21 protein-coding genes are annotated in these 20,667 nt (G+C 68.5%); 9 read left to right on the top strand and 12 right to left on the bottom strand.

Annotated features, from left to right (window positions below; translation table 11 throughout):
• Positions 1–164: 164 nt before the first annotated feature.
• From BLR75_RS24330 to BLR75_RS24305, 6 genes are read left to right on the top strand one after another with little or no spacing between them, the layout of a single operon-like run.
• Positions 165–854, top strand: coding sequence for an RDD family protein (locus BLR75_RS24330; RefSeq protein ID WP_371858149.1), 690 nt, complete (start codon positions 165–167; stop codon positions 852–854).
• Positions 851–1,834 carry a stage II sporulation protein M gene (locus BLR75_RS24325; protein WP_084314640.1) on the top strand — a complete coding sequence of 328 codons (984 nt, stop codon included), beginning with the start codon at positions 851–853 and terminating at the stop codon, positions 1,832–1,834. The genes BLR75_RS24330 and BLR75_RS24325 overlap by 4 nt, the downstream gene beginning before the upstream one ends.
• Positions 1,821–3,398 (top strand): DUF4129 domain-containing protein, encoded by a 1,578-nt coding sequence (locus BLR75_RS24320; protein ID WP_084314560.1) that lies wholly within the window; start codon positions 1,821–1,823, stop codon positions 3,396–3,398. The genes BLR75_RS24325 and BLR75_RS24320 overlap by 14 nt, the downstream gene beginning before the upstream one ends.
• Complete coding sequence (locus tag BLR75_RS24315) at positions 3,395–4,654, top strand: DUF4350 domain-containing protein (protein ID WP_084314561.1); 1,260 nt, start codon at positions 3,395–3,397, stop codon at positions 4,652–4,654. Before BLR75_RS24320 ends, BLR75_RS24315 begins: the two co-directional genes overlap by 4 nt.
• Positions 4,651–5,682: an AAA family ATPase gene (locus tag BLR75_RS24310; RefSeq protein WP_084314562.1), complete on the top strand. Its 1,032-nt coding sequence runs from the start codon at positions 4,651–4,653 to the stop codon at positions 5,680–5,682. Before BLR75_RS24315 ends, BLR75_RS24310 begins: the two co-directional genes overlap by 4 nt.
• Complete coding sequence (locus BLR75_RS24305) at positions 5,679–7,010, top strand: DUF58 domain-containing protein (protein ID WP_084314563.1); 1,332 nt, start codon at positions 5,679–5,681, stop codon at positions 7,008–7,010. The genes BLR75_RS24310 and BLR75_RS24305 overlap by 4 nt, the downstream gene beginning before the upstream one ends.
• A gap of 78 nt (positions 7,011–7,088) precedes the next feature.
• Here the strand turns inward: BLR75_RS24305 and BLR75_RS24300 are convergent, their stop codons facing one another.
• The 3 genes from BLR75_RS24300 to BLR75_RS24290 all read right to left on the bottom strand — a co-directional run bounded on the left by BLR75_RS24300 (position 7,089) and on the right by BLR75_RS24290 (position 8,362).
• A complete protein-coding gene (locus tag BLR75_RS24300) occupies positions 7,089–7,448 on the bottom strand; it encodes a PilZ domain-containing protein (protein WP_084314564.1) in 360 nt (119 codons plus the stop codon).
• A gap of 49 nt (positions 7,449–7,497) precedes the next feature.
• Entirely contained in the window at positions 7,498–7,920 is a 423-nt protein-coding gene (locus tag BLR75_RS24295; RefSeq protein ID WP_084314565.1) for a DUF4124 domain-containing protein, read from the bottom strand.
• Positions 7,921–7,993: 73 nt separating this feature from the next.
• Positions 7,994–8,362, bottom strand: coding sequence for a tetratricopeptide repeat protein (locus tag BLR75_RS24290; protein ID WP_084314566.1), 369 nt, complete (start codon positions 8,360–8,362; stop codon positions 7,994–7,996).
• A gap of 123 nt (positions 8,363–8,485) precedes the next feature.
• Here BLR75_RS24290 and BLR75_RS24285 point away from each other — a divergent pair, with 123 nt between their 5' ends.
• Together BLR75_RS24285 and pyk are read left to right on the top strand one after the other, a co-directional pair.
• Positions 8,486–9,394, top strand: coding sequence for a universal stress protein (locus BLR75_RS24285; RefSeq protein ID WP_084314567.1), 909 nt, complete (start codon positions 8,486–8,488; stop codon positions 9,392–9,394).
• Between the two features lie 70 nt (positions 9,395–9,464).
• Positions 9,465–10,916: a pyruvate kinase gene (gene pyk, locus BLR75_RS24280; RefSeq protein ID WP_084314568.1), complete on the top strand. Its 1,452-nt coding sequence runs from the start codon at positions 9,465–9,467 to the stop codon at positions 10,914–10,916.
• Between the two features lie 616 nt (positions 10,917–11,532).
• Here pyk and BLR75_RS24275 read toward each other — a convergent pair.
• Together BLR75_RS24275 and BLR75_RS24270 are read right to left on the bottom strand one after the other, a co-directional pair.
• Entirely contained in the window at positions 11,533–12,306 is a 774-nt protein-coding gene (locus tag BLR75_RS24275; RefSeq protein WP_084314569.1) for an enoyl-CoA hydratase-related protein, read from the bottom strand.
• Positions 12,307–12,320: 14 nt separating this feature from the next.
• The gene (locus BLR75_RS24270; RefSeq protein WP_084314570.1) at positions 12,321–13,256 is read right to left on the bottom strand and encodes an iron-sulfur-binding ferredoxin reductase; all 936 of its coding nucleotides are present in this window, start codon (positions 13,254–13,256) and stop codon (positions 12,321–12,323) included.
• 222 nt (positions 13,257–13,478) lie between these two features.
• Between BLR75_RS24270 and BLR75_RS24265 the strand changes: the two genes are divergently transcribed.
• Complete coding sequence (locus BLR75_RS24265) at positions 13,479–15,002, top strand: fumarate hydratase (RefSeq protein WP_084314571.1); 1,524 nt, start codon at positions 13,479–13,481, stop codon at positions 15,000–15,002.
• Between the two features lie 151 nt (positions 15,003–15,153).
• On the opposite strand, the gene BLR75_RS24260 is transcribed toward BLR75_RS24265, so the two are convergent.
• The 7 genes from BLR75_RS24260 to BLR75_RS24230 form a co-directional block, all read right to left on the bottom strand.
• Positions 15,154–15,867, bottom strand: a complete 714-nt coding sequence (locus BLR75_RS24260; protein WP_084314572.1) for a hypothetical protein — start codon at positions 15,865–15,867, stop codon at positions 15,154–15,156.
• 237 nt (positions 15,868–16,104) lie between these two features.
• Positions 16,105–16,686 carry a DJ-1/PfpI family protein gene (locus tag BLR75_RS24255; RefSeq protein WP_084314573.1) on the bottom strand — a complete coding sequence of 194 codons (582 nt, stop codon included), beginning with the start codon at positions 16,684–16,686 and terminating at the stop codon, positions 16,105–16,107.
• Between the two features lie 68 nt (positions 16,687–16,754).
• Entirely contained in the window at positions 16,755–17,915 is a 1,161-nt protein-coding gene (locus tag BLR75_RS24250; RefSeq protein WP_084314574.1) for a phospholipase D-like domain-containing protein, read from the bottom strand.
• Entirely contained in the window at positions 17,912–18,487 is a 576-nt protein-coding gene (locus BLR75_RS24245) for a YceI family protein (protein ID WP_084314575.1), read from the bottom strand. The genes BLR75_RS24250 and BLR75_RS24245 overlap by 4 nt, the downstream gene beginning before the upstream one ends.
• A 79-nt stretch (positions 18,488–18,566) precedes the next feature.
• Entirely contained in the window at positions 18,567–19,106 is a 540-nt protein-coding gene (locus BLR75_RS24240) for a YceI family protein (RefSeq protein WP_084314576.1), read from the bottom strand.
• Positions 19,107–19,145: 39 nt separating this feature from the next.
• The gene (locus BLR75_RS24235; RefSeq protein WP_084314577.1) at positions 19,146–19,481 is read right to left on the bottom strand and encodes an amidase; all 336 of its coding nucleotides are present in this window, start codon (positions 19,479–19,481) and stop codon (positions 19,146–19,148) included.
• A complete protein-coding gene (locus BLR75_RS24230; protein ID WP_084314578.1) occupies positions 19,478–20,575 on the bottom strand; it encodes a serine hydrolase domain-containing protein in 1,098 nt (365 codons plus the stop codon). Before BLR75_RS24230 ends, BLR75_RS24235 begins: the two co-directional genes overlap by 4 nt.
• Between the last annotated feature and the right edge of the window lie 92 nt (positions 20,576–20,667).

Here is a 20,667-nt window from a genome sequence, read left to right as displayed (position 1 = left end):
CTGCGCATCCGCTCCGGCGATGTGCGCCACGCCCGAAGCCACGCGCTGGCCGGTTGCCTCGCCGCAGCCCGCTGGATAGCATCAGACTTTCATCCTATGGATAGCGACCTCCCTTGAGCGCAGCCGTATCTCCACGCCTCGACAGCCCTCCGCACGGAGTCCTGCTGGATACCCGGTATCACGTGGAAACCCCGGAGGGAATCGACCTCCTCCTGCGGCCGGCCGGCATCGTTCCGCGCGCCCTCGCCTACCTCATCGACCTGGGCATCCGCGGCCTGCTGATGCTGGCGATGTTCATGCTGCTGGCCTTCCTCGGCCAGCTCGGCACCGGGCTCGGCCTGCTGCTGACCTTCATCGTCACCTGGTGGTACATGGTGCTGTTCGAAGTGCTCAACCAGGGCCGCTCGCCCGGCAAGCAGGTGATGGGCCTGCGCGTGGTGCACGACGACGGCACCCCGGTGGGCTGGTCGGCCTCGCTGCTGCGCAACCTGCTGCGCTTCGCCGACATCCTGCCGTTCGGCTACACCCTCGGCCTGCTCAGCTGCCTGGCCAACCGCGATTTCAAGCGCCTCGGCGACCTCGCCGCCGGCACCCTGGTGGTCTACCGCGAACCGCCGCCGACGCGCCCGGACCTGCCTGAAGTCCCGCCGCAACTGCCGCCCTGGCCGCTCAACCTGGAAGAACAGCGCGCCCTGATGGGCTTCGCCGAGCGCAGCGCCAGTCTTTCCGCCGCGCGCCGCGCGGAGCTCGCCGGGATTCTCGCCGGAACCCTGGGGGTGCCCGCGGAACAGGCCGAGACGCGGCTCCACGGCATCGCCCGCGGCCTGCTCGGCGGCGGAGCGGCGCAGCCATGAAACAGAGCCTGTTCGAACAGCGCTACCAGGCCGGCTGGAAGCGCTTCGCCCGACGCCTGGAGCAGCTGGAAGGCGGCAAGGGTGACGAATCCGCGTCCAGCGAGGATTTCGCCGCGGACTACCGGCGCATCTGCCAGCAACTGGCGCTGGCCCAGGAGCGCGGCTACAGCAGCCACCTGATCGACCAGCTGCAGCAACTGGCGATGCGCGGCCACCAGCAGTTCTACCGCCACCGCAGCCAGCTCGGCACGCGCCTGCTCGGCTTCCTGGTCGCCGGCTTCCCGCGCCTGGTGCGCGAGGAGTGGCGCAGCATCGCCCTCGCCAGCCTGCTGTTCTACGGCAGCCTGCTGCTGATGGGCGGGCTGGTCTACCACTTCCCCGACCTGGTCTACAGCCTGCTCAGCGCCGAGCGGGTCGCCGAGATGGAATCGATGTACGCGCCGGACAGCTCGCGCCTCGGCCCGCTCGGCCAGCGCGACACCGGCGACGACTGGCAGATGTTCGCCTTCTACGTGATGAACAATATCGGCATCGCCTTCCAGACCTTCGCCAGCGGCCTGCTGTTCTGCCTCGGCAGCCTGTTCTACCTGCTGTTCAACGGGCTGATGATCGGCGCCGTGGCCGGGCATCTGACGCAGATCGGCTACGTGCAGACCTTCTGGCCCTTCGTCATCGGCCACGGCGCCTTCGAGCTGACGGCCGTCACCTTCGCCGGCGCCGCCGGCCTCAAGCTCGGCTGGGCGCTGCTCGCCCCCGGCCGCCTGACCCGCGTCGAAGCCCTGCGCCAGGCGGCGGCGCGCAGCGTGCGGCTGGTCGGCGGGGTGATCCTGCTGCTGTTGGTCGCCGCCTTCGTCGAGGGCTACTGGTCGTCGACCACCAGCACCGGGCCGCAGGTGAAATACGCCGTCGGAGCCCTGCTGTGGATTCTGGTGGCCGCCTATTTCTGCTTCGCCGGACGGACCCGCCATGCGCCTGACTGATGCCAGCGTGGCGATCCGCCCGCGCAACGCCTGGGAAGCCCAGGACCTGGGCATCCGCCTGGCGCGCCAGCATGCCGGGCTGCTGACGGCCTCCTGGGCGCTGGTCAGCCTGCCGGTGTTCGTCCTGCTCAGCGCGCTGCTGTGGAACCAGCCGGACCTCGCCATCCTGCTGTTCTGGTGGCTGAAGCCGGCCTTCGAACGGCTGCCGCTGCACATCCTCTCCCGCGCGCTGTTCGCCGATACGCCGAGCCTCGGCGAAGCCCTGCGCGCCTTCCCCGGACTGCTGCGCCGGCAGTTGCTGCCGAGCCTGCTGTGGCGCCGCTTCAGCCCGACGCGCAGTTTCGACCTGCCGGTGCTGCAGCTCGAAGGCCTGGGCGGCAAGGAACGCCGCCAGCGCCTGGCCGTGCTGCACCGGCGCAACTCCAGCGGCGCCACCTGGCTGACCGTGGCCGGCATGCATTTCGAGGCGGCGCTGTGGCTGGGGCTGATGGCGCTGTTCTACCTGCTGCTGCCGCAGCAATGGCTGTCCGACTGGAAATGGCAGGCGCTGATCCGCGCCGCCGAGGGCGACTGGCTGTGGCTGGAGCACCTGTCCAACCTGTTCTACGCCCTGGTGCTGGTGGTCTGGGAGCCGGTCTACGTCGCCTGCGGCTTCACCCTCTACCTGAACCGGCGCACCGAGCTGGAAGCCTGGGACATCGAGCTGGTGTTCCGCCGTCTGCGCCAGCGCCTGCTCGGCAGCGCCTACGCCCTGCTGCTGGCGGTCGCCGGCTGCCTGGCGCTGTTCCCGGCCGCGCCTTCGCTGGCGGCGGACAGCGCCACCCACAGTTGCCCGCTCCCCAGCCCGGACCCGAACAGCCCGGAAGCGCCGCGTCTGCTCAAGCAGAAGGTCACCAGCGAACAGGCGCGCAAGGATGCGCTGGAAATCCTCACCTCGCCGCCGTTCAAGAACAGCGAGACCGTGACCCGCTGGCGCCTGGGCACAGACCGGGCGGATGAGCCGCAGACCGGGCAGGAAGACGGGCGGCTGAAGCGTTTCCTCGATGCCCTGGAGCACTGGCAGGCGTTCAAGGTCGCCGCCCAGCTGATCGAGGTGCTGCTCTGGGCCGCCCTGTTCAGCCTGGTGTTCCTGCTGCTCTGGCGCTACCGGCGCTGGCTGCGGCTGTTCGCCGGGCGGCTGGGCGTCGCCCCGGCGCCTGCCGCTGCGCCGCCAGCGGTGATGTTCGGTCTCGACCTGGCGCCGGAAAGCCTGCCCGACGACGTCGCCGGCACCGCCGAACGGCTGTGGGACGAACAGCCGCGCGCCGCCCTCGGCCTGCTCTACCGCGCCCTGCTCAGCCGCCTGCTACATGACTTCCACCTGCCGCTGCGCGACTCCAGCACCGAAGGCGAGGTGCTGGAACGGGTGCACTCCATGCAGCGCGCCGAACTGGACCGGTACGCCGGCAGCCTGACCCGGAGCTGGCAGGCGCAGGCCTACGGCCACCTGGCTCCGGAAGCCGGGCTCAAGGCCAGCCTGTGCGACGGCTGGCGCCAGCTGTTCGGCAGCGAGGTGCGGCCATGAAGCGCTCCAGCTTCCGCCTGCTGGGCGGTGGCCTGCTGCTGGCGCTCGTCGCGCTGGGCTGGCTGCTCTATCGCCACCTGGAGCCGTACAGCGAAACCGTCGAACACGGCCCGTCGCCGGAAGCCCGCGCCAACGACTATCTCGCCGCGGAAAGCTTCCTCCGCCGCCGCGGCCTGCAGGTCTCCACCGCCCGCGGCCTGGAGGTGCTGGACCAGTTGCCGAGCCAGGGGCAGACGCTGATCCTGCTCGGCAGCCGGGAGAACGTCACACCCGGGCAGACCGACCGCCTGCTCGCCTGGGCCGACCGCGGCGGCCACCTGATCGTCATCGCCGAGCGCCTGTGGAACGACAGGCAGGGCAAGAGCGGCGACCTGCTGCTCGACCGCCTGGGCGTGCAGCAATACCTCAGCGAAGACCTGGCAAACCGCGGCCCCTCCGAAGAGGACGCGGAGTCCGCCGAGCCCCGTCCGGAAAAACGTCCGGTGGAGCCCGCCGGGGATGCGGACAGCGACGTCGAACAGGCAGAGGCAGAGGCGGAGGAAAACGACTATCCCGCGCTGACCCGCCTGTACCTGGAGAACGAACGCGCACCGGCCTACATCGGCTTCGATACCGACTACCACCTGTTCGACTCGAAGAACCTCGCCTACGCCTGGGCCAACAGCGCCGACGCCACCCACATGCTGCAGATCCAACAGGGCGACGGGCTGGTCACCGTGCTCACCGACAACTGGATCTGGCAGAACCACAAGTTCGACCGCTACGACAACGCCTGGCTGCTCTGGTACCTGACCCAGGACAGCGCCGTCACCCTGGTCTACCGCGCCGACAGCGACAGCCTCTTCGTCCTGCTCGCCCGCTACTTCCCCGAGGCGCTGGCCGGGCTCGCCCTGCTGGTGCTGCTGGTGCTGTGGCGCGCCGGCCTGCGGCATGGCCCGCTGCTGGCCGCGCCCGACCGTGCGCGCCGGCAACTGGAAGAACACCTGCGCGCCGGCGCCGATTTCCTGCTCCGCCAGAATGGCCACGCCGCCCTGCTGCAACGCCTGCAACGCGATATCCTGCGCCGGGCGCGACAGCGCCAGCCCGGTTTCGAACGCCTGCCGGTCGCCGAACAGTGGCAGGTCCTCGGCCGCCTGGCGCGCATGCCCAGCAGCGCCGTCGGCCAGGCCATGCGTCCCTGCACGACGAAGCGCCTTTCCGCCGCCGAATTCACCCGCCAGGTCGCCCACCTGCAAAGCCTCAGGAATTCCCTATGAGCGAACACACGCCCGAACAACCGAGCCTCGCCCCCGCCGCCGCGGGCTCGGCCGCCCTCAGCCCCGCGGCCCAGCGCCAGCGCGCCAGCCAGCTGGCGCAGGCGCTGCGGCATGAACTGCAGAAGGCCCTGATCGGCCAGGTGCGGGTGATCGACGACGTGCTCACCGCCCTGCTCGCCGGCGGCCACGTACTCATCGAAGGCGTCCCCGGCCTCGGCAAGACCCTGCTGGTGCGCGCCCTCGCCCGCTGCTTCGACGGCGGCTTCGCGCGCATCCAGTTCACCCCTGACCTGATGCCCAGCGACGTCACCGGACACGCCGTCTACGACCTCGCCAGCGAGCAGTTCAAGCTGCGCAGGGGGCCGGTGTTCACCCACCTGCTGCTGGCCGACGAGATCAACCGCGCGCCGGCCAAGACCCAGGCGGCGCTGCTGGAAGTCATGCAGGAACGCCAGGTCACCCTCGAAGGCCGCGCCCTCAACGTGCCGCAGCCGTTCATGGTGCTGGCCACGCAGAACCCCATCGAGCAGGAAGGCACCTACCCGCTGCCCGAGGCGGAACTCGACCGCTTCATGCTCAAGCTGCGCATCGACTACCCGGATGAATCCGAGGAACAGACCCTGGTGCGCCAGGTCACCCGCTCGGCGCGCAGCGACATGCTCGACGTCGCCGCCCTGCGTCCGCTGCTGAAGGACAAGGACGTACTGGCCCTGCAGAAGATCGCCAGCGAACTGCCGGTGGACGACCAGGTGCTCGACTACGCCGTGCGCATCGCCCGCACCACGCGCAACTGGCCGGGCCTGGCGCTGGGCGCCGGGCCGCGCGCGTCGATCGCCCTGGTCCGCTGCGCCCGCGCCCGCGCCCTGCTGCGCGGCGGCGAATTCGTCGTCCCCGACGATGTGAAGGGCAGCGCCCTGGCGGTGCTGCGCCATCGCGTGCGGCTGTCGCCGGAGCTGGACATCGAAGGCCTGTCGGTGGACCAGGTGCTGCAACAGCTGCTCGACCAGGTGCCGGCGCCGCGCCTATGAAACCCTCGCGCGCGCTCCTCGCGCTGGTCGGCGCGCTACTGGCGGCGGCGCTGCTGCTGGGCGTCGCCGCGGCGCTCGCATGGCAGCTGCCGGCGCAGCTGTACAGCCTGTGGTGGGCGCTGCTGGTCGCCCTGGGCCTGCTCGCCCTGCTCGACGCCCTCTGGCTGCGCCGCCTGCCCTCGCCACGCCTGGAGCGCCAGCTGCACGGCAACCTGCCGCTGGGGCGCTGGAGCGAGGTGCGCCTGCAGCTGCAGCACAGCTTCGGCCTGCCGCAGCGGGTCACCCTGTTCGACCATCTGCCCGCGGAGATGGATTTCGAGCATCTGCCGCAGGCCGTCGAACTGCGCCCCGGCGAACGCACCCTGCTGGCCTACCGCGTGCGCCCGCTGTCGCGCGGACACTTCGTCTTCCCGCGCTGCGAGATCCAGCTGCGCAGCCCGCTGCGCCTGTGGCAGCAGCGCCGCCACCTGGAGCGGCGCGACGAGACCCGCGTCTACCCCGACTTCGCCCGCCTCTACGGCGCCGAGCTGATGGCCGTCGACCACTGGCTGAACCGCATCGGCGTGCGCGCCGGGCAGCGTCGCGGGCTGGGGCTGGAATTCCACCAACTGCGCGAATTCCGCGACGGCGATACCCTGCGCCAGATCGACTGGAAGGCCACCGCGCGCAAGCGCGTGCCGATCGCCCGCGAATACCAGGACGAGCGCGACCAGCAGATCCTCTTCCTGCTCGACTGCGGCCGGCGCATGCGCAGCAAGGACGGCGACCTCTCGCACTTCGACCACGCGCTGAACGCCAGCCTGCTGCTGGCCTACGTGGCGCTGCGCCAGGGCGACGCGGTGGGGCTGATGACCCTCGCCAGCGACCGCCCGCGCCACCTGCCGCCGGCCAAGGGCAGCGCCCAGCTCGGCGCGCTGCTGAATGCCGTCTACGACCTGCAGGCCAGCCAGCGTCCGGCGGACTTCTCCGCCGCCGTGCAGGCGCTGCTCGGCCGCCAGCGCCGGCGTGCGCTGGTGGTGATAGTCACCAACCTGCGCGACGAGGACGACGAAGACCTGCTCGCCGCGGTCAAGCGCCTCGGCCGCCAGCACCGCGTGCTGGTCGCCAGCCTGCGCGAGGAAGTGCTGGATCGCCTCTGCCAGGAGCCGGTGCAGGGCTACGAGGAAGCCCTCGCCTACTGCGGCACCCTGGACTACCTGAACGCGCGCAACGACCTGCACGACCGGCTGGTCGCCCACGGCGTGCCGGTGCTCGACGCGCGCCCGCGGCAGCTCGGTCCGGAACTGGTCAGCCGCTATCTGGGCTGGAAGAAGGCGGGCGCGATCTGACGCCCCCTGCAGCCGGAGCGGAAATCATCCCTGTTCCCCCTCCGCCACCGTACAGGTCGGCTCAGCGCATCCCGCTGCTCACACCGACTCCACCTGACGGCGAAAACTGAAATAACGGCGCAGCGCATCGACCAGCTCCACGTACTCGCTGGGCGGCGCCACCAGGCTGAAGCCGGAATCGTAATGCCCCGGATTGATGTCCTCGCGGCACCACTGGCAGGTGCCGGCGAACTCGATGAACTGCAGCTTGCCGTCGTGGCCGGGAATCTTCAGGCGCATTTCGAAGCGCCCGCCGACCAGCATCGGCAGCTGGCTGATGAGCATCAGGCCGTCGAGGGACACGTTGCCGATGTACCCCATCGGCTTGTCGGTCACGCAGTTGAACACCTTCAGGTAGTACGGCAACTGATGGCGCTCGATATGTCGTTGCTCACGCATATGGGCTTGATCCGTCAAATTTGCCGATGCCCCGAAAAAGAAGGCCGCACTACGAACAACGCGCCGCCAGACGCGAATTCAACTCGCGGCGGGCGGCATCGACCTGGGCATCGCTTAGGTAAGTACGTTCGCCGTCGGCCGCCTTGAAATAGTAGCGGCCGCCATGGCTGAGCTGTGCGAGTTGGTCCTTCCACTCCCGGCAGCGCGCCGAAACCTCGGCCTGCTGCTGCGCGGCGCGCTGGGCCGCCGCGGCTTTCTCATCCTCGCGCGCCTGGTAGAACTGCTGGATGCGCGCCTCGCGTTCGCGGGTCGCGGCATCGCGCTCCACCACCTGCGGCTTCACCTCGATGCGCTCGGCCCCGGCCGGGGGCGTTTCGCCGAAGTGCACCCGGCCCTCGGCGTCGGTCCAGCGATAGATTTCCGCGGCCGCCACCAGGGGAAACAGACAGGCGCACAGGCACAGGATGCGCATCGAACCCTCCTCCATGAAGTCATCTAGAGCTTAGCGGCAGGGCCGCCCCGCTCAAGCCAGGCACGACCGGCGGTCAGGGCAAGGGTAGCAGGTGGCCATCGCCGCCGGGCAGCCGGCCGTTGGCGCGCAGGGTCTCGATGCGCGCCCTGGCCCGGTAGGCGTATTCGCTGGTCGGATAGCGGGCGATGATGAACCGGTAGGTCTGTGCCGCGTCGACGAAATACTTCTGCCGCTCCAGGCACTGCCCGCGCAGCATCGACATCTCCGGTTGCAGCCAGGGCCGCGCGCGGCTCTTGCGCTCGGCCTGGGACAGTTCGAGCATGACCCTGTCGCAGTCGCCGTTCTGGTACGAGCGGTAGGCATTGTTCAGGTGATGGCCGCCGGACCAGCTGTTGCAGCCGGCCAGCAGCAGCGGCAGGAGCAGGACGAACGTCATGCGCATGGGAAATCTCCTTGGTTGCCCACTGTATCGGCGCCGTCCGTTCCCGCTGAAGGCTGCCCCGGATCAAGTGGCGGGGTCTAGGCTTGGTCTGCAATGAAGCATTCCGCCCCGAGGACAGGCTCCATGAAACTCCAGCACCTGCTCGTCGTCATCGATCCCACCCGCGATGACCAGCCCGCCCTTTCCCGCGCCCGCTGGATCGCCGAGCGCAGCGGCGCGCGCCTGTCGCTGCTGGCCTGCGACTACAGCCCGGCGCTGGACAACGCCCTGCTGGTGGCCCAGCGCGACCTGGAGCGGGCGCGGCAGAACCAGCAGGCCGAGCGCCAGGCCTGGCTGGAACGGATCGCCGGCCCGCTGCGCCACGACGGCATCGACACCAGCTGCCACACCCTCTGGGGCAAGCCGCTGTACCGCCAGATCATCGGCCACGTCGAACAGCACCGGCCCGACCTGTTGCTGAAATCCACCAGCCGCCACGGCCTGCTCAAGCGCCTGTTCCTCACCAACACCGACTGGCAGCTGATCCGCCATTGCCCGCAGCCGCTGTGGCTGGTGCACCAGGGCGAGTGGAGCGGCCAGCGCCTGTGCACCGCCCTCGACCCGCTGCACGAGAGCGACAAGCCGGCCGCCCTCGATCACCGGCTGATCGGCATCAGCCGCGAATTCGAGCAGCGCCTCGGGCTGCAGGCGCACTACCTGCACAGCTACGTGGCCCTGCCGCAGACCCTGGCCTTCGATACCGAACTGCTGACCAACTTCGACGACTACGCGCGGCGCACCCGCGAGCACCATCGCCAGGCCTTCGACAACCTGCTCGCCCAGTACCCGCAGATCGACCGCGCCACGGCCTTCTTCGAGGAAGGCTTCGCCGAGGAGGTGATCCCCGCCTTCGTCCGCAGCCACGCCATCGACCTGCTGCTGATGGGCGCGGTGGCGCGCGGGCAGCTGGACAACGCGCTGATCGGGCAGACCGCCGAGCGCGTGCTGGAAGAGGTGGAATGCGACCTGCTGGTGGTCAAGCCGGGAGAATAAATCGACCATCGGCTCGCCGCTGTCATCATCGGGTGGTAGCCTGCGCGCAGCGTTACACAAGGAGTACAGAATGACACCTCGCCGCACCAAGATCGTCGCCACCCTCGGCCCAGCCAGCAACGCCCCCGAAGTCCTCGAACAGCTCATCCTCGCCGGCATCGATGTCGCCCGCCTCAACTTCTCCCACGGTACTCCCGACGAGCACCGCGCTCGCGCCGCACTGGTCCGCGAACTGGCCGCCAGGCACGGCCGCTTCGTCGCCCTGCTCGGCGACCTGCAGGGTCCGAAGATCCGCATCGCCAAGTTCGCCAACAAGCGCATCGAACTGGCGGTAGGCGACGTCTTCCGCTTCTCCACCAGCCACCCGCGCGACGCCGGTACCCAGGACGTGGTCGGCATCGACTATCCGGACCTGGTCAAGGACTGCGGCGTCGGCGACGAGCTGCTGCTGGACGACGGCCGCGTGGTGATGCGCGTCGAGGAAGTGAAGGCGGACGAACTGGTGTGCAAGGTGCTGATCGGCGGCCCGCTGTCCGACCACAAGGGCATCAACCGCCGCGGCGGCGGCCTCACCGCGCCGGCCCTGACCGAAAAGGACAAGGCCGACATCAAGCTGGCCGCGAGCCTGGACCTGGACTACGTCGCCGTGTCCTTCCCGCGTGACGCCAAGGACATGGAATACGCCCGCAGCCTGCTGCAGGAAGCCGGCGGCACGGCCTGGCTGGTGGCGAAGATCGAACGCGCCGAGGCGGTGGCCGACGACGAGGCGCTGGACGGCCTGATCCGCGCCAGCGACGCAGTGATGGTGGCCCGTGGCGACCTCGGCGTGGAAATCGGCGACGCCGAGCTGGTAGGCATCCAGAAGAAGATCATTCTGCACGCGCGCCGCTACAACAAGGCGGTGATCACCGCGACCCAGATGATGGAGTCGATGATCCACAGCCCGATGCCGACCCGCGCGGAAGTCTCCGACGTGGCCAACGCGGTGCTCGACTACACCGACGCGGTGATGCTCTCCGCCGAAAGCGCCGCCGGCGAATACCCGGTGGAAGCGGTGCAGGCCATGGCGCGCATCTGCCAGGGCGCGGAGAAACACCCGACCACCAAGAAATCCAGCCACCGCCTGGGCCACACCTTCGAACGCTGCGACGAGAGCATCGCCCTGGCGGCGATGTACACCGCCAACCACTTCCCCGGCATCAAGGCGATCATCTGCCTCACCGAAAGCGGCTATACCCCGCTGATCATGTCGCGCATCCGCTCCTCGGTGCCGATCTTCGCCTACTCCCCGCACCGCGAGACCCAGGCCCGCGTGGCGCTGTTCCGCGGCGTCGAGACCATCCCCTTCGACCCGGCCGCGCTGCCGCCGGAGCGGGTCAGCCAGGAAGCCGTCGACGCGCTGCTGCAGCGCGGCGTGGTGACCAAGGGCGACTGGGTGATCCTGACCAAGGGCGACAGCTACACCACCCAGGGCGGCACCAACACCATGAAGGTGCTGCACGTGGGCGACCTGCTGGTGTGAGGTTGCTGCGATGAAAAAGGCCGTCCTTCGGGGCGGTCTTTTCGTTTGTGGTTGCGGAATGGTGGAAATGCTTCGCGATTTCCACCCTACGCCCATCCCGTAGGGCGGGTGCAACCCGCCGATTACACCAATGGCGGGTGATGGAGTGTCGGTCGACGTCATGCATCGCGAGCAAGCTCGCTCCTACGAAGAGCAGCCATGCCCCCATCAATCCACCCCAGACAGAACTGCACGCTTTTTGTAGGAGCGAGCTTGCTCGCGATCCGGGCATCATTCCTGCTCAGGTCAAAACCCGACCAACCTCTGCGAAGCCAGTAGCCATCACCTTCCCGGCGTTCCGCCCCAAGACTACCCACAGCTCTGTCCACAGTTTGTGTGGGCAACTGTGAACTTTCGTAAACGAGCCGCCAGGCGGACCACGCGTAACCCGGTAGCCTCGGCCAAACCGTTAAAAACTCTGGTTTTTTTCCTGGTTGAAGGGCCGCGCGCCGGCATCGCTCAAAAGCCGATCAGCTGGCTCGAGGCCACGCCACATCGGGCTCCGGCGCATCGGCCCCAAGGTTACCCACAGGCTTTTCCATGGTTTATGTGGGCAATGATGGTGTTGTTGATAAATTCAATTGAACGGCGAGAAGTCCGGCTTGCGGCGCTGGGTGAAGGCGCTGAGGGCTTCCACCGCCTCGGGCAGGGGCAGGCGCTGCACGAACAGATCGCCCTCTTCCCGCACCACCCGGCGCAGTTTCTCGATATAGCCGGATTTCATCAGCCGCTTGCTGTCCACCAGCGAGGATTGCGCCAGTTCCAGCAAGCCCAGCGCAGTCTCGCGGGCACGCTCGAGGGTCGCCTCGCCATCGGCCAGCGCCTCGCCGGCGATGCCCCAGGCCGCCGCCTGTTCGCCATCGAAGCCTTCGCCCTGCAGCAGCAGACGGGCCGCATGGGCGTGGCCGAGCAGGCGCGGCAGCAGGAAGCTGGAGCCGAATTCCGGGCACAGGGCGAGGTTGACGAAGGGCATCTTCAGCCTGGCGTCGCGGCTGACATAGACCAGGTCGCAGTGCAGCAGCAGCGTGGTGCCGATGCCCACCGCCGGGCCGGCCACCGCCGCCACCACCGGCTTGCTGAACTCCAGCAGCGCGCGCATGAAGCGGAACACCGGGCTTTCCGGGCCGGTCGGCGGGCGTTCGAGGAAGTCGACGATGTCGTTGCCGGCGGTGAAGCAGTCCGCGCTGCCGGCGATCATCACCACGCGCACGCCGGCGTCCTGTTCCGCCGCTTCCAGCGCATCGGCCAGTGCGGCGTACATCGCCGCGGTGAGGGCGTTCTTCTTGTCCAGGCGGTTCAGGCGCAGGGTCAGCAGGCCCTGTTCGCGCTCGACGAGGATGTGTTCGCTCATGGCAATTCCTTTGTTCAGGCGTGAGGCAGAAAGATGTCGGCCAGCAACTGGCTGCGCGGCACGCCGGCCAGATACAGGCGGCGGGCGAACAGGTCGACGCTGGCGGGGCCGCCGCAGAGTAAGGCGATGGTTCGGCGCGGCACAAGACGCAAACGGGGTAGGAAGTCATCCACTGCCGCGGCGATGACCAGCTCCACTTCCAGCTGCGGGTGCCGGGCAGCCAGCTCCGCCAGTTCCGCGGCGAGGTAATGCCCGTCGCCATCATGGGCGAGGTGAATGAGGCGGATGGGCCCCGGGTGATGCCCGCGCAGGGCCTCGCGCAGCACGCCCCACAGCGGCGCCAGACCGGTGCCGGCGGCCATCAGCAGCAGCGGCCGCTCCTGCCATTCCGGGTCGTAGCGCAGGGCGCCGCCGCGCAGTTCGCCCAGGCGCAGCTCGTCGCCCGGGCGCAACTGGCGGGCGAAATCGCAGAAGGCGCCGGGGGCGCGGCAATCCAGATGGAATTCCAGCCACGCCTCCTCCTCCGGCAGGCTGGCCAGCGAATAGGGCCGCGCCACGCCGCCGCCCCAGAGCAGCAGATGCTGTCCCGCGCGATAGCGCAGCGGCCGCCGGGGCTGCAGGCGCAAGCGGAGGATATCCACAACCGGCCAATCCACTTCCGCCACCGTCGCCGGCAGGCCGTCGCGCAGCGGGTCGAACACCTCGACGGCGAGGTCCTCGATCACCCGGCACTGGCAGGACAGCCGCCAGCCCTCCGCGCGCCGCGCCGGGTCGAGCGCCCCGGGCAGCGCATCGAGCACCTCGCCGTGGCTGCAGCGCACCAGGCAGGCGTGGCAACTGCCGGCGCGGCAGCTGAAGGGCACGGCGATTCCCGCCTCGCGCAAGGCGTCCAGCAGGTTGGCGCCGGCGGGCACCGACCACTGTCGCGCCCCGGCCTGGATTTCCGGCACGTCGTTCTCCTGGGAAATGTCTGCAGGCCACGGTAGAGCCGCCGCCCGGCGCCGCGCAAGGCGGAAATCGGGCGTTTGCCGACCAAAGTCAGGGCGCGGGCGGTGTGCCGGCGGGGTGGTGGCGGTATACTACGGCGCCGTTTTGCGCCGGGGCCTGAGCCGGCGCGCCGTGATCCATCAGCTTTTTAGCCTGAATTTCCCGCCTGAAGAGGACCGTGCTCCATGGCCGTGATCAAGCAAGACGACCTGATCCAGAGCGTCGCCGATGCGCTGCAGTTCATTTCCTACTACCACCCGGTGGACTTCATCGAGGCCATGCATGAGGCCTACCTGCGTGAAGAGTCCCCGGCCGCACGCGACTCCATGGCGCAAATCCTGATCAACTCGCGCATGTGCGCCACCGGCCACCGCCCGATCTGCCAGGACACCGGCATCGTCACCGTGTTCGTCCGCGTGGGCATGGACGTGAGCTGGGCCGGCGCCACCATGAGCGTCGACGACATGATCAACGAAGGCGTGCGCCGCGCCTACAACCTGCCGGAGAACGTCCTGCGCGCTTCCATCCTGGCCGACCCGGCGGGTGCACGGAAGAACACCAGGGACAACACCCCGGCGGTGATCCACTACTCCATCGTCCCGGGCAACACCGTGGAAGTGGACGTCGCGGCCAAGGGCGGCGGTTCCGAGAACAAGTCGAAGATGGCCATGCTCAACCCGTCCGACTCCATCGTCGACTGGGTGCTGAAGACCGTCCCGACCATGGGCGCCGGCTGGTGCCCGCCGGGCATGCTCGGCATCGGCATCGGCGGTACCGCCGAGAAGGCCGCGGTGATGGCCAAGGAAGTCCTGATGGAGCCGATCGACATCCACGAACTGAAGGCCCGCGGCCCACAGAACAGGATCGAGGAAATGCGCCTCGAGCTGTTCGACAAGGTCAACCAGCTGGGCATCGGCGCCCAGGGCCTGGGCGGCCTGACCACCGTGCTCGACGTCAAGATCATGGACTACCCGACCCACGCCGCCTCGCTGCCGGTGTGCATGATCCCCAACTGCGCCGCCACCCGCCACGCACACTTCGTGCTCGACGGCTCCGGCCCGGCCACCCTGGAAGCCCCGCCGCTGGACGCCTACCCGGATATCGTCTGGGAAGCCGGCCCGTCCGCGCGCCGCGTCGACCTGGACAAGATCACCCCGGAAGAAGTGCAGAGCTGGAAGCCGGGCGAGACCCTGCTGCTCAACGGCAAGATGCTCACCGGCCGCGACGCCGCGCACAAGCGCATGGTCGACATGCTGAACAAGGGCGAAGAACTGCCGGTGGACCTGAAGGGCCGCTTCATCTACTACGTCGGCCCGGTCGATCCGGTCGGTGACGAAGTGGTTGGCCCGGCCGGCCCGACCACCGCCACGCGCATGGACAAGTTCACCCGCCAGATCCTCGAAAGCACCGGCCTGCTGGGCATGATCGGCAAGTCCGAGCGCGGCCCGATCGCCATCGAGGCGATCAAGGACAACAAGGCCGTGTACCTGATGGCCGTCGGCGGCGCTGCCTACCTCGTCGCCCAGGCGATCAAGAAGTCGCAGGTCCTGGCCTTCGCTGAACTGGGCATGGAAGCGATCTACGAGTTCGACGTGAAGGACATGCCGGTGACCGTCGCGGTCGACACCAACGGCGAGTCGGTGCACATCACCGGCCCGGCGATCTGGCAGAAGAAGATCGCCGAGAACCTGGCAGTGGAAGTGCAGTAAGACTTCGCTGCTGCATGAAAAAGCCCGACCTTCGCGTCGGGCTTTTTCGTTTGCGCTGTCCCTGTAGGGTGAATAACGCGCCAGCGTTATCCACCATCCAGCGACGCCGCCTGGACGCGGAAGCGTGGGAACGATGAACGCTGGCTGCGCATCAGCCGCCCCAGAGAATCTCCTGCAGGCTCATCCGTCCACGCTGCTTGCTGAGAATTTCCGGCGGGATCTCGTCGACGAAATATTCCCGCTTGATCCAGGCTGCCTTGGGGCTGGCGTTTTCCACCGTCTTGAACAATCCCGGCACACGCTTGCACGCCATGGCCAGATCGCGTTCCACCCGATCTTCCAGCAAGAAGATGGGAGGGCCTTCCCGCATGAACCCGGTTGGGCCCTGACCTTCCGAGGCGACTGCCTGGTAGTTGCCGAGGTAGGTCGTGACTCCGGGGCTCACCATGAAGGTGATGGAGAACGGCTCAGGCGCGGAATAGATGAGAGGTCTGTATGCCCCATACAAATTGGGGTTCGCACGAAAGATGGTGGCATTGAAATTGACGAACTCGTACTCGCCGGGAGCCAGTTTCGCCGTCAGGACCACTCCCTCATCCTTGTCACTCCGATAATCGGGCTTGGCCAAGGGCTGCCACCCCGGGGGATAGTCGAACCGACTGTATTCTTCGAGATTCCCGCTATTCAGCAGCGAGCGCTTGTAGAACAGCGAAACCTTCTCGTACTCGGTTCCAGCCGACTCCCCGAGGCCGATCACTACATAACCGGCATCCGCCCCGCTGTACTCGGTATCGAGGGTTCGTTCATCCAGGGATTTGCAACCAGCCAGTACCAATAGGCACAACAACATGCACGCGTACTTCACGACGTCTCCTTTCCGTCACGTTTTTTCGCTGCGCATGGTAGCCATTTGCCTGTCATGCCGGTACTCCCGGCGAGTGTAAGTTCGCATCGCCGGGGCACCTCCCACCGACGCCCGGCTTTGCATGCAGGAACCAGCTTGCTGGCGATCAGCCGCGGCACAAAGCAAAAGGAAACTCGCCGTAGGGCGGGTGAAACCCGCCATTCAGCGCAGGAAATCGGCGGGTTGCACCCGCCCTACTTACAGTTCGATCTTCGTCCCCAGCACCCCGAGGAACTTCGCCAGCCATGCCGGGTGCGCCGGCCAGGCCGGGGCGGTGACCAGGTTGCCTTCGACGTGGGCCGCGTCCACCGGGATGTCCACATACTCGCCGCCGGCCAGGCGCACTTCCGGGCCGCAGGCCGGGTAGGCGCTGCAGGAGCGGCCCTCGAGCACGCCGGCGGCGGCCAGCAGCTGGGCGCCGTGGCAGACGGTGGCGATGGGTTTCTTCGCCGCGTCGAAGGCCTGCACCAGTTCGAGCACCCTGGCGTTCAGGCGCAGGTATTCCGGCGCTCGGCCGCCGGGGATCAGCAGCGCGTCGTAGTCCTCGGCGCGCACGTCGGCGAAGTCGGCGTTCAGGGCGAAGTTGTGCCCGGGCTTCTCGCTGTAGGTCTGGTCGCCCTCGAAATCGTGGATGGCGGTGCGCACCGTCTGTCCTGCCTTCCGCTCCGGGCACACCGCATGGACGACGTGGCCGACCATCGACAGCGCCTGGAACGGCACCATGGTTTCGTAGTCCTCGGCGTAGTCGCCGACCAGCATCAGGATCTTCTTCGCAGCCATCTCGCTTCTCCGGGCAGGCGGTCCGCTCACCGCGAGCGGGCCATCCCTCCAGAGTAGCCGGTGGGGATTCAGCGGCGGCGGCGGTCGAGGAAGTTCACCACGAAGCGGTCCAGCGCGCCCCACAGGCGCTGGCGCAGGCGCTTCCACCAGGGCCGCGCGTGCCAGGCGGCGAGGTCGATCTCCTGGCTCTGGGCGAAATCCCCGAGCATGCACTCGGCCACAGCCAGGGTGAATTCCGGGTCGTGCACCTCGACGTTGGCTTCCAGGTTGAAGCGCAGGTTCCAGTGGTCGAAGTTGCACGAGCCGACACTGGCCCAGTCGTCCACCAGGACCATCTTCGCGTGCAGGAAACGCGGCTGGTATTCGTAGATGCGGATGCCGGCGCGCAGCAGGCGCGGGTAGTAGCGCTGGCCGGCGTAGCGCACCGGCGCATGGTCGGTGAGACGGCCGGTGAGCAGCAGGCGCACTTCCACGCCGCGGCGGGCGGCCTTGCGCAGGGCCTGGCGGACCTTCCAGGTCGGCAGGAAATACGGCGTCGCCAGCCACACCCGCTGGCGCGCGCCGCGCACCGCGCGGATCAGCGACTGCAGGATGTCGCGGTGCTGGCTGGCGTCGGCATAGGCCACCCGGCCCAGGCCGTGGCCGCTGCTGGGAAAGGGCGGCAGGCGGCGCAGCAGCACCGGTTCCTTCGGCCGCCAGGCCTTGCTGCCGAGGCTGGCGTGCCATTGCCGCTCGAACAGCAGCTGCCAGTCGGCGACCACCGGCCCGTGCATTTCCACCATGGTTTCGCGCCAGGCGCTGCAGTTGTCGTGCACCGACCAGAATTCGTCGGTGGCGCCGGTGCCGCCGACATAGGCGACCTGCTCGTCCACCACCAGGATCTTGCGATGGTCGCGGAACAGATTGCCTATGCCGGCCTTCCAGCGCAGCGGGTTGTAGCGGCGGAACTCGCCGCCGGCCTCGATCAGTTGCTGGCTCCAGCCGTTGCCCAGTTTCAGGCAGCCGAAGCCGTCGAACAGGCAGCGCACCCGCACGCCGCGGGCGCGGGCATCCAGCAGCGCGTGCAGCAGGGCCTCGGCGCAGCTGCCGCTTTCCACCAGATAGAGTTCCAGCTCCACCTGCCGCTCGGCGCGGGCGATGCTGGCGAGCATGCGCGGAAAGAAATTCTCTCCGTCGCAGAGCAGGGCGAAGCGGTTGCCGCTGCGCCAGGGAAAGATCGGTCCGCTCACCGGGAGGCGAAGATCAGCACGGCGCCCACCGGCACCGACAGGCCGATGCTCTTCAGCCCGGCCAGCTTGCGCAGCTTGTCCACTCCGGGAGCCAGGCCGAAATCGGCGGCGTCCAGCACCAGCGGGGACAGCGTCACCACCTGGAAGCGATGGTCGTCGAGGCGGGTCGCCAGCACTTCGGCGACGTAGCGGCGGCTCTTGCCGTGCAGGGTCAGCTCGATCGGCAGGCGCATCTCCAGCTGCACGCCGTCGGCCAGGCCGACGATCGGCCGCAGATCGAGGCGCGCGGAGACCTTCGCCTCGGGGAAGCGCGCGGTGTCGAAGAGCAGCTCGCGGATGCGTTCGTCGCGCAGCGGCACGCCGGAATTCACCGAATCCAGCTCGATGCGCAGGCTGGCCTGGCCCTTGTCGTCGACCGTGCCGTGCATCACCAGGAAGCGGCTCACCTCGGCCACGTCGGCGTTCTTGCTGGTGACGAAGGTCAGCCGCGACGACTCGTAGTCGAGATACCAGGCGGCCTGGGCGGATGCGGCGCAGAGGGCCGCGGCGAGGAAGGCGAACAGCGAGCGCATGGGGTTCCTTGAAGCGCGGGACGGACAGGGCGAAACGATAGCGGCCCCGCGCGCCATTGCAAACCGCCCGATGGAGGCATCAGGGCTGCTGGGTGACCACCTGGCGGAAGCCGAGCACCGCGAATACCGGCACCTCCGGCGTGATGGACGGCAGGCTGGCGAGTTCGGCCAGCGGCTCCAGCATCGCCACCTGCACCCTGCCCTCGTCCAGCCGGCTGACCAGCACGTCGGCCTTGAGCCGGCGCTGCTGGCCGTTCAGTTCCAGGTTCAGGTCCACCTGCTGGGTCCGCGACTGGCCGACCTGCAGATCGTCGAAGCTGGACAGGTCGAGCTGGCTGCTGATGGTCGCCTGCGGATGCTTGGCTACGTCGAAGAAGTTCTGCCGCAGGCGCTCGTCGCGCAGCGCCAGACCGCTATCGATGCTTTCCATGGGGATGAGTATGCGCGCTTCGCCCTTGTCGTCGATCTGGCCGCTGAGACGGTCGAACCGCATCACCTCGGCCATCTCGCCGCGTTTCACCGAGACGAAGCTGATCCGTGAACTGTCCCCGTCCAACTGCCAGTCGGCCAGGACCAGGGGGCTCGACAACAGCGCCAGTGCGCACAACAGATATCGCATGGTTCCTCCTTGGCACGCCGGGAATCCATGCGACGCACCTCATTCGGGCAAGGCATCCGCCTCGGGCAACAGCCGGCATCCTTCGCGCACGCCGAGCCAGGCGGCAGTTGCAGTCGTGCCGAGACCGCGGGCGGTGACCCGTCTGGAATGCGGGTCATCGCGGAAGCCGTCGATCGGCACGTACTGTCTGGTATAGGCCCGGCAATAGTCCGCCGAGTTCCCCATGACGTAGCGGCAGGAACAGTATTCCTTGGCCGTATAGGCGCCGATGATCCCGGGAAAGGCGGCCAGATGGACGCGCTGGCTCCAGCCCAGCGCGGCGAGTCCCAGCACCAGCAGCGCCAGCGCGGCGAGCAGCGGATGGCGGCGGATCATCGCCCGCCCTCCCCGGCGAAGGCGGCGCGGGCCAGGGCGAGGAAGGCGTCGTGGCTGTAGCTGGCGTCGCGGTCGTCGGCGTAGCGGACGATCACCAGCCTGTCGTCGGGCAGCACGTAGAGCGCCTGGCCCCAGTGGCCGAGGGCGGCATAGGTGCTTTCCGGCGCATGCGGCCAGGGCGCCGGCGCGCCGGTCTGGGCGCGGTTCAGCCACCAGTGCGCGCCGGGCACCGCCTCGCCGGGCGGATGCTCCCGGGGCTGATAGTGCGCGGCGGGGGCGAGCACGAAGCGCAGCCAGTCCTGCGGCAGCAGGCGGCGCTCCTGCCAGCGCCCGTCGCGCTGCATCAGCAGGCCGACGCGCGCCAGGTCGCGGGCGCTCATGTACAGGTAGGACGAGGCGACGAAGGTGCCGGCGCCATCGCGTTCCCACACCGCCGAGCGGATGCCCAGCGGCTCGAACAGCGCGGTCCAGGGATAGTCCGCGTAACCGTCGCCGGTCATCCCTTTCAGCGCCGCCGAGAGCAGATTGCTGTCGCCGCTGGAATAGCGCACGCGCCGGCCGGGCAGCGCATCCAGCGGGAAATCCGCGGCGAACGCGGCCATGTCGTCGCGCCCGCGGGTGTAGAGCATCGCCACCACCGAGGAGGTCAGCGGCGCGTATTCGTAGTCCTCTTCCCAGGCGAGACCGGACGACCAGTTCAGCAGATGGCGCAGGGTCACGCCAGGATGCCGGGCGAGCGGCGGGTAATGCTGCGCGGCCGGATCGTCGAGATGGAACCGCCCCTCGCCGTAGGCGACGCCGAGCACGCAGGCCAGCACGCTCTTGCTCACCGACCAGACCAGGTGCGGCGTGTCCACCTGCGTCGGCCCGGCGTAGCGCTCGTAGACCAGGCGGCCATCGCGGACCACCAGCAGCGCGTCGGTGCGCACGCCCAGGCGGCCGTCGTCGTCGCGCGGCGGAAAGGCGTAGGACTCCAGCGCCGCCAGTGCCGCACCGGTGGGCGCCGGGTCGCGCGGCCAGTCGTCAACCGGCCAGTCTTCGGCGCCGGACAGGCCGGAGAAGATCAGCAGCACGCAGAGCAGCAGGCGGAACATCGGTGGGCCTCTTGTCCATTACCACCTGGGATGGTGACGGCCGAATATGAACAGCGTGCTGTCCCGTAGGGTGAATAACACGCCCGCGTTAT

The sequence above is a fragment of the Pseudomonas jinjuensis genome (assembly GCF_900103845.1).
GTDB lineage: Bacteria > Pseudomonadota > Gammaproteobacteria > Pseudomonadales > Pseudomonadaceae > Pseudomonas > Pseudomonas jinjuensis.
The sequence above is the reverse complement of the archived record's forward strand: the minus strand, read 5'-3'. Positions and strand labels throughout refer to the sequence as shown.

What these genes read in the sequence shown, in the direction of transcription:
- BLR75_RS24325 (WP_084314640.1), top strand. Translation starts at nt 851, where the DNA reads ATGAAACAGAGCCTGTTCGAACAGCGCTACCAGGCCGGCTGGAAGCGC.
- BLR75_RS24320 (WP_084314560.1), top strand. Translation starts at nt 1,821, where the DNA reads ATGCGCCTGACTGATGCCAGCGTGGCGATCCGCCCGCGCAACGCCTGG.
- BLR75_RS24315 (WP_084314561.1), top strand. Translation starts at nt 3,395, where the DNA reads ATGAAGCGCTCCAGCTTCCGCCTGCTGGGCGGTGGCCTGCTGCTGGCG.
- BLR75_RS24310 (WP_084314562.1), top strand. Translation starts at nt 4,651, where the DNA reads ATGAGCGAACACACGCCCGAACAACCGAGCCTCGCCCCCGCCGCCGCG.
- BLR75_RS24305 (WP_084314563.1), top strand. Translation starts at nt 5,679, where the DNA reads ATGAAACCCTCGCGCGCGCTCCTCGCGCTGGTCGGCGCGCTACTGGCG.
- BLR75_RS24300 (WP_084314564.1), bottom strand. Translation starts at nt 7,448, where the DNA reads ATGCGTGAGCAACGACATATCGAGCGCCATCAGTTGCCGTACTACCTG.
- BLR75_RS24295 (WP_084314565.1), bottom strand. Translation starts at nt 7,920, where the DNA reads ATGCGCATCCTGTGCCTGTGCGCCTGTCTGTTTCCCCTGGTGGCGGCC.
- BLR75_RS24290 (WP_084314566.1), bottom strand. Translation starts at nt 8,362, where the DNA reads ATGCGCATGACGTTCGTCCTGCTCCTGCCGCTGCTGCTGGCCGGCTGC.
- BLR75_RS24285 (WP_084314567.1), top strand. Translation starts at nt 8,486, where the DNA reads ATGAAACTCCAGCACCTGCTCGTCGTCATCGATCCCACCCGCGATGAC.
- pyk (WP_084314568.1), top strand. Translation starts at nt 9,465, where the DNA reads ATGACACCTCGCCGCACCAAGATCGTCGCCACCCTCGGCCCAGCCAGC.
- BLR75_RS24275 (WP_084314569.1), bottom strand. Translation starts at nt 12,306, where the DNA reads ATGAGCGAACACATCCTCGTCGAGCGCGAACAGGGCCTGCTGACCCTG.
- BLR75_RS24265 (WP_084314571.1), top strand. Translation starts at nt 13,479, where the DNA reads ATGGCCGTGATCAAGCAAGACGACCTGATCCAGAGCGTCGCCGATGCG.
- BLR75_RS24255 (WP_084314573.1), bottom strand. Translation starts at nt 16,686, where the DNA reads ATGGCTGCGAAGAAGATCCTGATGCTGGTCGGCGACTACGCCGAGGAC.
- BLR75_RS24245 (WP_084314575.1), bottom strand. Translation starts at nt 18,487, where the DNA reads ATGCGCTCGCTGTTCGCCTTCCTCGCCGCGGCCCTCTGCGCCGCATCC.
- BLR75_RS24240 (WP_084314576.1), bottom strand. Translation starts at nt 19,106, where the DNA reads ATGCGATATCTGTTGTGCGCACTGGCGCTGTTGTCGAGCCCCCTGGTC.
- BLR75_RS24235 (WP_084314577.1), bottom strand. Translation starts at nt 19,481, where the DNA reads ATGATCCGCCGCCATCCGCTGCTCGCCGCGCTGGCGCTGCTGGTGCTG.
- BLR75_RS24230 (WP_084314578.1), bottom strand. Translation starts at nt 20,575, where the DNA reads ATGTTCCGCCTGCTGCTCTGCGTGCTGCTGATCTTCTCCGGCCTGTCC.